The organism is Kitasatospora sp. NPDC094028, assembly GCF_049543595.1.
Classification (GTDB): Bacteria; Actinomycetota; Actinomycetes; order Streptomycetales; family Streptomycetaceae; genus Kitasatospora.
In genome coordinates this window covers 157,199-171,111 of the sequence record NZ_JBMVFA010000004.1, presented here as the reverse complement: position 1 = coordinate 171,111, position 13,913 = coordinate 157,199, and the positions used below count along the sequence as shown (strand labels likewise).

At 73.6% G+C, this 13,913-nt stretch carries 3 protein-coding genes; all 3 read right to left on the bottom strand.

Annotated elements, in window-relative coordinates; all coding sequences use genetic code 11:
- Nucleotides 1-92: 92 nt before the first annotated feature.
- Nucleotides 93-884, bottom strand: coding sequence for an ABC transporter permease (locus tag ACPC54_RS08685; protein ID WP_498962695.1), 792 nt, complete (start codon nt 882-884; stop codon nt 93-95).
- Nucleotides 881-1,855, bottom strand: coding sequence for an ATP-binding cassette domain-containing protein (locus ACPC54_RS08680; RefSeq protein ID WP_498962693.1), 975 nt, complete (start codon nt 1,853-1,855; stop codon nt 881-883). The genes ACPC54_RS08685 and ACPC54_RS08680 overlap by 4 nt, the downstream gene beginning before the upstream one ends.
- 331 nt (nt 1,856-2,186) lie before the next feature.
- Nucleotides 2,187-13,913: an amino acid adenylation domain-containing protein gene (locus ACPC54_RS08675; protein ID WP_498962691.1), complete on the bottom strand. Its 11,727-nt coding sequence runs from the start codon at nt 13,911-13,913 to the stop codon at nt 2,187-2,189.

The following is a 13,913-nucleotide window of genomic DNA, read 5'->3' as shown; positions in this document are numbered from 1 at the left end:
CGGCCCCCGGCCGGCTCGGCGAGCCGGCCGGGGGCCGAAGTCGTGGAACGGGGTGCCGACCGCGCCGCGGACGGGCGGTCAGGAGCAGCGGCTCAGCGCGCGGCCACCTTCTGGTAGGCGCGGCCGGCCAGCGGGATCGCGACGGCCAGCAGGATCACGGTGAACCCCACGGCGAGCGGGGCGGGGTGCTGGGCCGGGAACGCCGTGCTGGACGTCCCGAGCGAGTTGCCGAACAGGCTCCGGGAGGCCGCGACCACGGCGCTCACCGGGTTCCACTCGGCGATGGTGCGGAGCCAGGAGGGGAGCCCGTCGAGCGGGATGAAGGCGTTGGACAGGAACGCCAGCGGCATCATGATCATGGCACCCAGCGCGTTCACGGCCTCGACGCTGCGCAGCGCCAGGCCGAGCAGGGCGCCGATCCAGGACAGCCCGAAGCCCAGCATGAGCAGCAGGGCGAAGCCGCCCAGCGTCGAGAAGAAGCCGTTGTGCACGCGCCAGCCGATGAGGAACCCGACCACGGCCATGACGAGGCAGGTCCACGCCCCCAGCACGAGGTCGGAGACCGTCCGGCCGATCAGCACCGCCGACCGCGAGATCGGCAGCGACCGGAACCGGTCCACCAGCCCGTTCTCCAGGTCGGCCACCACGCCGAGGGCGGTGAGGGAGACGTTGCCCAGCATCACCTGAACGAAGATGCCCGACATGATGTATTCCTGGTAGGACCCCCCACCCGGCACGCTCATCGCGCTGCCGAAGAGGTACCCGAACACCACCACGAAGGCCACCGGAAGGACCGTCAGGCTGAGCAGCCGTTCCGGCATCCGCTTGATGTGGCGCATGTGACGGCCGGTCAGGGCCCATGCGTCGCTGAGGGTCTCGTTCATGCCTGCACCTCCTCCTTCTTCTTGTCGTCCGCCGCGGACGAGTTCCCCGTCAGGGACAGGAAGACGTCGTCCATGGACGAACGGCGGACGGCGAAGTCCTCCACGCTCACGCTCGCGGCCTCCAGTTCGGCGGCCACGCCGGCGATCGCCCGCATCCCGCCCGTCAGCGGTATCGACACCCGCCGGTCGTCCTCGTCCACCTTCGGTTCCTCGGTCGAGGCGGCGGCCAGCGTCTTCACCACCAGCGGCAGGTCGGCGGCATCGGTGACGGAGACCTCCAGCCGCTCGCCGCCCACCTTGCGCTTGAGCTCGTCCGGCGCGCCGTCCGCGATCACCCGGCCGCTGTCGATCACGGCGATCCGGTCGGCGAGCTGGTCCGCCTCCTCCAGGTACTGGGTGGTCAGCAGCACCGTCACGCCGTCGGCGACCTGCTGCCTGATCATCCGCCAGAGCCCGAGCCGGCTGGTCAGGTCCAGGCCGGTGGTCGGCTCGTCGAGGAAGACCACCGGCGGCCTGGCGATCAGGCTCGCGGCGAGGTCCAGCCGGCGGCGCATACCGCCCGAGTAGGTCTTGGTGAGCCGGCCCGCCGCGTCGGTGAGCTCGAACTGCTCCAGCAGCTCGGTGGCCCGCACCTTGGCCTGCGCGCGGCCCAAGTGCAGCAGTGTGCCGATCAGTTCGAGGTTCTCGCGGCCGGTGAGCCGCTCGTCGACCGCCGCGTACTGGCCGGTCAGGCCGATCCGCTTGCGGACCTCCCTGGCCTGGGTGGCCACGTCGAAGCCGGCCACGGTGGCCCGCCCGGCGTCCGGGGTGAGCAGCGTGGCGAGGATCCGGACGGTGGTGGTCTTCCCGGCGCCGTTCGGGCCGAGCACCCCGAGCACCTTGCCGGGGGCCACGGAAAGGTCGACCCCGGCGAGCGCCTCATGATCGCGGTACCGCTTGCGAAGTCCCTCTGCCTCAATAGCTAATTCCATACCGCTACTCATTCCGTTGAGATGCCGAACGGGAGACCCTGGATCACCGTGTCCGGAACACGACCCAGCTGGCCAAATGCCTGTCTAACAGCGGCTCGTCGCGCCCCACAAGCAACGGTGCAGCTAACTGCCAAGCGGCGGGTTCATCCGGGATTCCGGATCCCGTCCGGTGGGACGAACGGCCCGCTTTTGGCAGGTGCGGCCACCCGTGGCGCCCACCGGGCCGGATGGGGCCCGGGTGGGCACGGGCGGCCGCACCTGCCGCGAGGAGGGGCGCGGCGGCGCCGCCGCACCTCTCCTCGCGGGCGCGGCGGCGCCGCCGCGCTCCCGGTTACTGGAGGTCGAGCAGCAGCTCGTTCACCACCCGGCCGATCTCCGGGCCCGAGGTCGGGCCCATCATCGCGTTGTGCCCGGCGTCGATCAGCCGGGTCCGGATCTGCCCCCGGATGCTCGGCTGCCACTTCCCGGTGGACCACTCGGCCCGGCTCTTGCCCTCCTCCCCGGACTCCTCGACACCGGACACCAGCATGAAGAGGTCACCGTCGATGGGGGTCGGCTTGAACCCGCCGGCGACGCGGAAGTTGTTGGCCGTCACCTTGGCGACGCCGTCGATCTGCTCCGCGGTGAGGCTCGCCAGCGCGCTGTCCCGGGTGCGGACGATCTCCATCGCCTTCGCGTGGTCGATGTCCTCGCCGTTCAGCTCGGCGATGTCGAAGCCGACGAAGTCCAGGATGGACTTGAGGACGCTCTGCTCGTCCGGTGCCTTGAAGCCCTCCATGTGCTCCTCCTCGACCGGGACCTGGTCGACGTTCACCATCAGCGCCACCCGCTCGCCCGCGGCCTGCAGTTGGGCGGCCATCTCGTGGATGACCAGGCCGCCGAGCGACCAGCCCAGCAGGTGGTACGGGCCCTCCGGCTGGACCGACCGCATCAGGCCGATGTAGTCGGCGGCCATCTCCGGTACGTCGGCCGGCAGCTGCTCGCCCGCCCGGAAGCCGCGCGCCTGCAGCGCGTAGACCGGGAAGTCGGGGCTGATCTGCCGCAGCAGCGCGGAGTAGGGCCAGCCGAGACCGCCGGCGGGGTGCACGCAGAACAGCGGCGCCCGGCTGCCCTGGGTGCGCATCGGCAGCAGGGCGTCGAACCCGTCCTGGTCGCCGTAGGAGCCCAGCCGCTCGACCAGGTCGACGATCCGCGGCGCGTCGAAGATCGCGCCGTTGCTCAGCTTGACGCCGAGCACCGAGCGGATGCGGCCGACCAGTTGGAGGGTGGAGATGCTGTCGCCGCCCAGCTCGAAGAAGCTGTCGTCGATGCTCACCCACCGGACCCCGAGCACCTCCGAGAAGAGGCCGCAGAGGACCTCCTCCTGCGGGTTGCGCGGCCCGCGCCCGAGCGGGCGGTCGGAGAAGTCCGGGGACGGCAGCGCCTTGCGGTCCAGCTTGCCGTTCGGCGTCTGCGGGAACTCCGGCAGGACGACGATCGCGGCCGGGACCATGTACTCCGGCAGCCTGGCGCCGACGTGGGCGCGCAGGTCGATCGGCTCGATGTCGTGCCCGGGCGTCGGGACGACGTAGCCGACCAGCTGCTTGTTCCCCGGGCGGTCCTCGCGGACGATCACCGCGACCTGGCCGACGTCCTCGCGCCGTGCCAGGACCGCCTCGATCTCACCCAGCTCGATCCGGAAGCCGCGGACCTTGACCTGGTCGTCGGCCCGGCCCACGTAGTCCAGCTGGCCGTCGGCGCGCCAGCGGGCCAGGTCGCCCGTCCGGTACATCCGGGCGCCGGCCGGGCCGAACGGGTCGGCGACGAAGCGCTCCGCGCTCAGCCCCGGGCGCTTCAGGTAGCCCCGGGCCAGGCCCGGACCGGAGACGTAGAGCTCGCCCACGACCCCGGGCGGGGCCGGCTGCAGGCGGGCGTCGAGCACGTACGACCGGCCGTTCACCACCGGCACGCCGATCGGCGGAGCCGCCGCCTCGGTGAGCGGCCGGCTGATCGAGGTGCACACCGTCGACTCGGTCGGCCCGTACGCGTTCAGCATCCGGCGGCCCGGCGACCACCGGGCGACCAGCTCGCCGGAGAGCGCCTCGCCGGCCGCGATCAGGGTCCCGCCGGGGAGCATGTCGTCGGTCGGCGGCATCCCCGCCAGCACCACCGGCGGGACGACCATGTGCGTGACCTGGTGCTTGACCAGCGTCTCGGCCAGCGGGTCGCCCGGCTGGACGGCGTCCGGTCCGGGGACCACCAGGGCCCCGCCCGAGAACAGCGCCATGGCCATCTCGAAGAACGCCGCGTCGAAGCTGGGCGACGCGAATTGCAGCACCCGGCTGCGCTCGTCGACGAAGAGCCGTTCCCGCTGGAAGGCGACCAGGGCGGCGATGCCGAGGTGGGAGACCACGACGCCCTTCGGCCGGCCGGTCGACCCCGAGGTGTAGATCAGGTAGGCCGGGTGCAGCAGCCGGGCGGCGGCCCGGGGCGCGTCCTGGGGCCGGTTCCCGAGTTCCGCGACCACGGCCGGGTCGTCGAGGACCAGCCGCGACGTCCCCTCCGGGAGGACGCCGGCGACCTCGGCGGCGGTCAGCACCAGGGCCGGTTCGGCGTCCTGCAGCATGTACGCGATGCGCTCGGCCGGGTAGTTCGGGTCGACCGGGAGGTAGGCGGCGCCCGCCTTCCACACGGCGAGCGCGCTCACCACCAGGTCCACCGACCTGGGCAGGGCCAGGGCCACGAAGTGCTCGGGGCCGATGCCCAGGCCGACGAGGTGGTGGGCGAGGCGGTTGGCCCGGGCGTCGAGCTCGGCGGCCGACAGCTCACCGTCCGCGTGCACCAGCGCGATCGCACCGGGGTCCGCGTCGACCCGGGCCGCGAACAGCTCCGGGATCGTCGTCGGCGCCACGTCGCGCGCGGTGTCGTTCCACTCGGCCAGGACGCGCTGCCGCTCCTGGGCCGACAGGATGTCCGCGGTGCCGACGGTCAGTCCGGGGTCGGCCGCGAACGCCTCCAGCAGGCGGATCAGCCGGGCACCGAGCAGTTCGGCCGTCTCCCGGTCGAACAGGTCGGTGGCGTAGTCGATCGAGCCGTGGATGCCGGCCGGCGCGCCGTCCCGGGTGAACTGCTCCGCCAGCGACACCGACAGGTCGAACTTCGCCGCCGGCAGGTGGACCGGCTGGCCGGCCGCCACCAGGCCCGGCAGCTCGACCCTGGCCTCCGAGTTGTTCTGGAAGGCCAGCATCACCTGGAACAGCGGGTGGCGGGAGGTGGAGCGGGCGGGGTTCAGCAGCTCGACCAGCCGCTCGAACGGGATGTCCTGGTGGGCGAAGGCCTCCAGGTCGGTCTCCCGGACCCGGCCGACCAGCTCGCGGAAGGTCGGGTCGTCGGACACGTCCGTGCGCAGCACGAGCGTGTTGACGAAGAACCCGACCAGGTCGTCCAGCGCCTCGTCGGTACGGCCGGCGACGACGGTGCCGACCGGGATGTCCGTTCCGGCCCCCAGCCGGTTCAGCAGCGCGACCAGGCCGGCCTGGACCACCATGAACAGGCTGCTCCGGGTGTCCCTGGCCAGCGCGGCCAGGAGCTCGTGCGCCCGCGGCGACAGGTGGACCGGGACGCTGTCCCCCCGGTGGCTCATCACCGCCGGGCGCGGCCGGTCGGTGGGCAGGTCGAGCTCCTCGGGGAGCGCGCCGAGCGCGGTGCGCCAGTACGCGGCCTGCTGGGACAGGGCGCTGTTCGGGCTGTCCTCGTTGCCCAGCACCCGCTGCTGCCACAGCGTGTAGTCGACGTACTGGACCGGCAGCGGGGCCCACTCCGGCGCCCCGCCCTCGCAGCGGGCCCGGTAGGCGGCCCCCAGGTCGCGGGCCAGGGGCGCCATGGACCAGCCGTCGCCGGCGATGTGGTGCACGACGATCAGCAGCACGTGCTCGGTCTCGCCCAGCGCGAAGAGGTGCGCCCGCAGGGGCACCTGCTCCGTCAGGTCGAAGCCCTCCGCGGCGGCCTCGCGGACCACCGTGTCGAGGTCCTCGGGCGTGACCTCGACCACCGACAGGCGCGGGCGTGCCACCTCGGTGTCCAGGACCGCCTGCCGGGGCCGGCCGTCGTGCGAGGGGAAGACCGTGCGCAGGGTCTCGTGCCGGGCGACGACGTCGCCCAGCGCGAGCTCCAGCGCGCCGGTGTTCAGCTCGCCGAACAGGCGCAGGCCCAGCGGCATGTTGTAGGTCGCGCTGCCGCCCTCCACCCGGTTGAGGAACCACAGGCGGCGCTGGCCGAAGGAGAGCGGGATCTCGTCCGGGCGCTTCACCACGGTGAGCGCCTCCCGACCCGCCTGCGCGGCGTCGAGCCACTCGGCCAGGTCCGCCACCCGCGGGCTCTCGAACAGCGAGCGGACCTCCAGCTCGACCCCGAGCGCGGTGCGGATCCGGCTGGTCAGCTTGGTGGCCAGCAGGGAGTGCCCGCCCAGCTCGAAGAAGCTGTCGTCGATGCCGACCGCCTCCAGGCCCAGGACCTCGGCGAACAGCCGGCACAGCACCTCCTCGCGCTCGGTGCGCGGAGCGCGCCCGGCCGCCGCCCCGGTGTAGTCCGGGGCGGGCAGCGCCCGGCGGTCGAGCTTGCCGTTCCCGCTCAGCGGCAGCGCCGCCAGGGTCACGGACGCGGAGGGCACCATGTACTCCGGCAGCACCTCCGCGGCCCGGGCCCGCAGGGCCGCCGGGTCCACCTCGGCGCCAGCGGCCGGCACCACGTACGCCACCAGCCGCTTGTCGCCGGGCCGGTCCTCGCGCACGACCACCGCGACCTGGCCCACCGAGACGTCCAGGGCGAGGACGGCCTCGATCTCGCCCAGCTCGATCCGGAAGCCGCGTACCTTCACCTGGTCGTCGGCCCGGCCGAGGTACTCCAGATCCCCCTGCGGGGACCACCGCACCAGGTCGCCGGTGCGGTACATCCGCGCACCGTCTGCGGCGAACGGGCAGGCCACGAACCGCTCGGCGGTCAGCCCCGGGCGCTCCCAGTAGCCCCGCGCCAGGCCGGCGCCCGCCACGTACAGCTCGCCGGCCACGCCGGGGGCCACCGGGCGCAGCGCCGGATCCAGCACGTACGCCCGCACGTTGTCCAGAGGCCGTCCGATCGGCACCACACCCGGCACCCCCGAGGCGTCCGCCATCCGGAACGTCGTCGCGAACGTCGTGGTCTCGGTCGGGCCGTAGCCGTCCACCACCACGGTCCGCGGGCAGGCGTCCATCACCTGGCGGACCGCCTGCGCGGGGACCACGTCGCCGCCGGTCCACACCTCGCGCACTCCCCGCAGTGCGGCCGGCGCCTCCTCCGCCACCAGGCGGAACAGCCCGGCCGTCAGCCAGAGGCCGGTCACCGCGTGCTCGGAGACGACGCGCTCCAGCACCGCCGGGTCCACGTCCCTGGCCGGCGCCACCACCACGGCGCCGCCCGACAGCAGCGGCACCCACAGCTCGTAGGTGGACGCGTCGAAGGCCTGCGGCGAGTGCAGCAGCACCCGCTCGTGCGCCCCGCCGGCGAACGCGCGGTCCCCGGCGAGCGCGACCACCTCCCGGTGTGCCACGCCCACGCCCTTGGGCAGGCCCGTCGATCCGGACGTGAACATCACGTACGCCAGCTGCTCCGGCGCGACGGGCACCCCCGGGCGACCGTCCGGCAGATCGGCGAGCCGCGGCTCGTCGTCCACCACGACGACCCGTGCGCCGTGCTCGAACGCCGTGCCCGACGACGCCCGGTCGGTCAGCAGGAGCGCCGCCCCGGTCTCGCGCATCACCAGCTCCAGCCGCGACGCGGGCGCCCGGCTGTCCAGCGGCACGTAGACGCCGCCGGCCTTCAGCACCGCGAGGGTCGCGACCACCAGCTCGGCCGAGCGCTCCAGCAGCAGCCCGACCCGGGCCTCGGCCGTCACTCCGTGCTCGGCCAGCAGGCCGGCCAGCCGGTTCGCCCGCGCGTCCAGCTCCCGGTACGTGAGCGCGACGTCGCCCGAGATCAGGGCGACCGCGTCCGGCGTCCGGTCGACCCGGGCCTCGAACCGCTCCACCACCGAGCCGGCCGGCCCGGTCACCGCCGTGTCGTTCCACTCCACCAGCACGCGCCCGCGCTCGTCCTCGGAGAGGAGGTCGAGGCGGCCCACCGGGAGCTGCGGGTCGGCCGCGAACGCCTCCAGCAGCCGCACCAGGCGGGCGACCGTCCGGTCCACCCACTCACGGTCGAACAGGTCGGGGCGGAAGTCGGCGCGCAGCTTCGTGGCGGTGCCGACCGAGGCCACGGCCAGCGTGAGCGGGTAGTGCGCACCGTCGCCACCGCCCTCGCCGCGGGTGAGGCCCAGGTCGCCGACCGACCGCTCCAGCGCTTCCAGGTCGATCGGGTAGTTCTCGAACACCACGAGCGTGTCGAAGAGTTCGCCCGCGACCCCGGCCAGCTGCGCGACGTCGGTCAGCCCGAGGTACTGGTGCTCCATCAGCTCGGACTGCTGGTCCTGCAGCCGGCTCAGCAGGTGCCCGAGGGGCTCGGCCGGGTCCAGCCGGACCCGGACCGGCAGGGTGTTGATGAACAGCCCCACCATCGACTCGATCCCCGCGACCTCCGCCGGCCGCCCCGACACCGTGGCGCCGAACACCACGTCGTCCCGGCCGGTCAGCTGGCCCAGGGCCACCGCCCAGGCCGCCTGGAACAGGGTGTTGAGGGTCACGCCGTGCCGGCGCGCACCCGCGTGCAGGGCCTCGGCGAGGGTCTGCGGCAGCTCCCGCACGATCTGCTGGGGCAGCACCGACGGCCGGGCCGGGTCGGCCGGGGCGAGCAGGGTCGGCTCGTCCAGGCCGTCGAGCGCCTTCCGCCAGGCGGCCTCGGCCGCGCCGCGGTCCTGCTTGGCCAGCCAGGCCAGGTAGTCGCGGTACGGGGCCACCCGCGGCAGTGCCGAGTCGTCGCCGCGCTTCTTGTAGAGCTCGAACAGCTCGCCGACGAGCACCGGCAGGGACCAGCCGTCCAGCAGGATGTGGTGGTTGGTCATCACGAAGCGGTAGCGGTCCGGCCCGAGCGTCATCAGCGCGAACCGCACCAGCGGCGGACGGCCGACGTCGAAGCGGCGGGCGCGGTCCTCGTACATCCAGCGGCTGAGCTCGGTGTCCCGCTCGGCCTCACCGAGACCGCTCAGGTCGGCCTCGTACCAGGGCAGTTCGATCTCCCGCGGGACGACCTGGACGGCGTCCCCGGAGCCCTGGTGGCGGAAGGCCGAGCGCAGGTTGGCGTGCCGGCGCAGCAGGGCGGCCACGGCCAGCTTCAGGGCCCCGGTGTCCAGGGCACCCTCGATGTCGAAGACGTTCTGCACGGTGTAGACGTCCGACGCCGTGCTGTCGAACATCGCGTGGAACAGGAGCCCCTGCTGCAGCGGTGCCAGCGGGAGGACGTCCGCCAGCTGGGGCTGTCCGGCCTCCAGGGCCTCGATGTCGCGCTGGGACAGGTCGACCAACGGGAGGTCGGACGGCGTGTAGCCGCCGGCCCGGGGACCTTCCGCGTGCGCCACGACGGCGCGCAGCGCCCGGAACCAGGTCTGCGCCAGGTCCTCGATCTCGGCCTCGGTGAACAGCTCGCCCGCCCACGCCCAGTTGGCCACCAGCCGCGGCCCGTCGCCGTGGTCCTGGGTCACCGCGTTCATGGACAGCGCGTGTTCCATCGGCTGCGCCGGATCGACGCCGCCGTCCAGGGTGTCCGAGGTCAGGGCCTCGCCGTCGGAGGACTGCCCCGAGCCCGTGCCCATCCGGCCGAGGTAGTTGAACAGGACCTGCGGGGTGGGGAGTTCGGCGAGGGCGGCGGCGGTCTCCGGGTTGAGGTAGCGCAGCAGGCCGAAGCCGGCGCCCTTGTCCGGCAGCGCGCGCAGCTGTTCCTTGACGGCCTTGATCGCCCGGCCGACCGCCGGTCCGCCGTCCCACACCTCGGCCCACTCACCGGGCTCCACGCCCGGGTCCAGGCGGACCGGGAAGAGGCTGGTGAACCAGCCGACGGTGCGGGACACGTCCGCGCCCGGCACCAGGTCCTCGCGGCCGTGGCCCTCCAGGTCCACCAGCACCGCGGACCCGTCGCCCAGGCCGCGGCGCTCGCGCCAGTTGGCCAGCGCCAGGCCGAAGGCCGTCAGCAGCACGTCGTTGACGCCCGCATGGAAGGCCGCCGGCACCCGGCTCAGCAGCGGGCCGGCCACCTCGGTCGGCAGGGTCAGCGACAGCGCCCGTGAGGCCCCGGACAGGTCCCGGGCCGGGTCCAGCGCCCGCGCGCCCAGCAGCGGGTCGGCGGTGCCCAGGATCTCCTGCCACAGGCCCAACTCGGCGACGCGCTGCGGGTCCCGCGCCGATTCCACCAGGCCCGAGGCCCAGCTGCGCAGCGAGGTGCCCACCGGCTCCAGCGCCGGCACCCGACCGGCCACCACCGCCTCGAAGGCCGCCATCAGGTCCGGCACCAGGATCCGCCACGACACGCCGTCCACCACCAGGTGGTGCACCATGACCAGGAGTTGGCTCGCCCCCTGGGCGCCGGCGTCGAACCAGACCACCTGCACCATCCGGGCCTCACCGGGCGCCAGCCGCTCCTGCGCCGACCGGGCCTGCGAAGCCATCTCCGCGCGCCACGCCTCGCCGGACAGCCCGGCCGCGTCCACCCGGCGCACCACGTCGGCCGCGCGCACGGCACCCGGCGCCAGCACGCGCAGCGACCAGGCGTCGCCTTCGCCGCGGTCCAGCCGCAGCCGCAGCGCGTCGTGGTGGTCGAGCACCGCCTGCACCACCGACAGCAGCCGGTCCTCGTCCAGGCCGGCCGGCACCGGCGACATCATCGCCTGGTTGAAGGAGTCGATGGACCCGCCCTGCTCGCGCAGCCAGTGCATGATCGGCGTCAGCGGCAGGTCCCCGACCGCGTCGTCGTCGCCGTGGCTCTCGGCGCTCGCCGGCGCCGCGTCCTCCAGCAGGGCCGCGAGTGCCGCGACGGTCTTGTGCTGGAAGATCTGGCGGGGCGTCACCACCAGCCCGGCCTTGCGGGCCCGGCTGACCAGCTGGATCGAGACGATGCTGTCCCCGCCGAGCGCGAAGAAGCTGTCGTCGATGCCGACCGACTCCAGGCCCAGCACCTCGGCGAACAGCGCGGCCAGGGTCTCCTCGACGGCCGTCCGCGGCGTGCGACCGCCGGCGGCGGACGCGAACTCGGGGGCGGGGAGGGCGGCGCGGTGCAGCTTGCCGTTGGAGGTGAGGGGCAGGGCCTCCAGGGTGACGATCGCGGTGGGGATCATGTACTCGGGCAGCGCGGTGCCCAGGTGGGCCCGCAGCTCGTCGGCGTCGACGTCCTCGGCGCGGCCGGCCGGGGTGACGTAGCCGACCAGCTGCTTGACGCCCGGGCGGTCCTCGCGGGCCACCACGGCGACCTGGTCGACGGCGGGGTGCCGCGCCAACACGGCCTCGATCTCGCCCAGTTCGATGCGGAAGCCGCGCACCTTGACCTGGTCGTCGGCCCGGCCGAGGTACTCCAGCTCGCCCGCGGCGGACCAGCGCACGACGTCGCCCGTGCGGTACATCCGCTCGGCCTCGCCGAACGGGTTCGCCACGAACCGCTCGGCGGTCAGCGCGGACCGGTTGAGGTAGCCCCGGGCCAGGCCCGAGCCCGCGAGGTACAGCTCACCGGCGACACCCGGCGCCACCGGACGCAGCCACTCGTCCAGCACGAACGCCCGGGTGTTCTCCATCGGCCGCCCGATCGGCGGCACCCCGTCCGCGTCCGCGTCCGTGAACCAGGTCGTCGCGTAGACCGTCGCCTCGGTCGGCCCGTAGATGTTCGCCACCCGGGCGCCCGGCACCGCGGCCCGGGTCGCGTTCACCGTCTGCGCCGACAGCGCCTCACCGCAGAACACCACCGAGTCCGCGGACAGCTCGACTCCGCCCTGCGCCAGCACCGACGACAGCGCCGAGGGCACCGCGCTGATCAGGCTTCCGCTCCACCGCCCTTCCGGGACCTCCAGGAGCGCCAGCACGTCGCGCATCAGCTCGATCGACCCGCCGCAGAGCAGCGGACCGAAGATCTCGAACACCGACACGTCGAAGTTCAACGAGGTGGTGGCGAGCACCCGCGACAGGCCCTCGGCGCCGTACTCGCGCGCGGCCCAGGCCGCGAAGTCCACCACGCTCTGCTGCGACACCACCACGCCCTTGGGCCGGCCCGTCGAACCAGAGGTGTAGATCACGTACGCGGGGTTCCCCGGGAGCAGTTCGCCCCGGCGCTCCCCGGCCGACAGGTCCGCGTCCGAGGCCGCGGCCAGCACGTCGGCCAGCGCCGGGTCGTCCAGCACCACCCGCTCGGCCGTGACGGCGTCCCCCAGCGCGCCCTGAACATCACCGGAGGTCACGACCAGCACCGGCCGCGCGTCCTCCAGCATGAAGGCGATCCGGTCCGCCGGGTACCCCGGATCCACCGGCAGATACCCGGCACCGGACTTCACCACCGCCAGCAGCGCGACCATCAGGTCCACCGACCGCGCCAGCGCCAGCGCCACCAGCGCCTCCGGCCCGGCACCCCGCTCCACCAGCACCCGCGCCAACCGGTTCGCCCGCGCGTTCAGCTCCGCGTACGTCAGCGACGCACCGCCGCAGACCAGCGCCACCGCGTCCGGGGTCCGCGCCACCTGCGCCTCGAACAGCCCCGCCAGCGTCCCCGCCGGCACCGCGCGCGCCGTGTCGTTCCAGTCGGCCAGCACCCGCTGCCGCTCGGCCGGCAGCAGCACGTCGACCGAGCCCAGCGGCAGGGCGTCGGCGCCGATCAGGTCCTCCAGCAGGCGCAGCAGGCGCCCGACCAGGTTCTGCGCCGCGTCGTGGTCGAGGATGTCGGGGCGGTAGCCGACCTCCAGCCTCAGCGTGTGGCCCAGGTGGGCCGTCAGGCTGAGCGGGTAGTGGGTGCCCTCGCGGTTCTCCATGCCGACGATGCCGAGGGTGCCGGCGGACTTCTCCAGGCTCTCCGCGTCGATCGGGTAGTTCTCGAAGAGCAGCAGCGTGTCGAACAGCTCGCCCCCGGTCCCGGCCAGTCGCTGGATGTCCGCGAGGCCCAGGTGCTGGTGCTCCATCAGGAGGGTCTGCTCCGCCTGGACGCGGTTCAGCAGCCGGCCGATCGTCTCGGCCGGGTCCAGGCGCACCCGGACCGGCAGGGTGTTGATGAACAGCCCCACCATCGACTCGATCCCGGGGACCTCCGGCGAGCGCCCCGAGACCGTGGTGCCGAACACCACGTCGTCCTGCCCGGTCAGCGAGCCGACCAGGACCGCCCAGACGGCCTGGACCACGGTGTTCACGGTCAGGCCCTGGCTCCGGGCCCAGCGGGTCAGCCCGGCGGTCAGCTCCTCGGAGAGCACCGCCTTGAGGCGTTCCGGCGTCATCGCGGTCCGGTCGGGATCGGGCGCCGCCAGCAGGGTCGGGGCCTCCAGGCCGTCGAGCGCCTGCCGCCAGGCGGCCTCGGCCGCGCCCCGGTCCTGCTTGGCCAGCCAGGCCAGGTACTCGCGGTACGGGGTCACCCGCGGCAGCGCCGAGTCGTCGCCACCCCGCCCGTACAGCTCGAACAGCTCGCCCAGCAGCACCGCGCCCGACCAGCCGTCCAGCAGGATGTGGTAGCTGGTGAAGACGAAGCGGTACCGGTCCGCCGCGAGCCTGATCAGGGTGAACCGCAGCAGCGGCGGCTTCTCCAGGTCGAACGGCTCGGTCCGTTCCCGGTCCAGCACCCGGCGCAGCTCCGCGCCCTGCTCGTCCCCGGCCAGCGCGCTGAGGTCGACCTCGGTCCACGGCAACTCGACCTGGCGCTGGATCACCTGGACGGTCTCGCCGTTCTTGCGCGCCCGGAAGCCGGCCCGCAGGTTGGCGTGCCGCTTCAGCACACCGGCGGCGGCGGCCTGGAGCGTGCGCGCGTCGAGGTCGCCCTCGATCTCGAACACGAACTGCACGGTGTAGACATCCGACGTCGAGTCGTCGTACATCGCGTGGAACAGGAAACCCTGCTGCAACGGAGACAGGGGAAGGATGTCTTCGATCCCGGACTTCTTCAC

Bases quoted from the DNA above. Each gene is read 5' to 3' on its own strand.
- ACPC54_RS08685 (WP_498962695.1), bottom strand. From the start codon at position 884: ATGAACGAGACCCTCAGCGACGCATGGGCCCTGACCGGCCGTCACATG.
- ACPC54_RS08680 (WP_498962693.1), bottom strand. From the start codon at position 1,855: ATGGAATTAGCTATTGAGGCAGAGGGACTTCGCAAGCGGTACCGCGAT.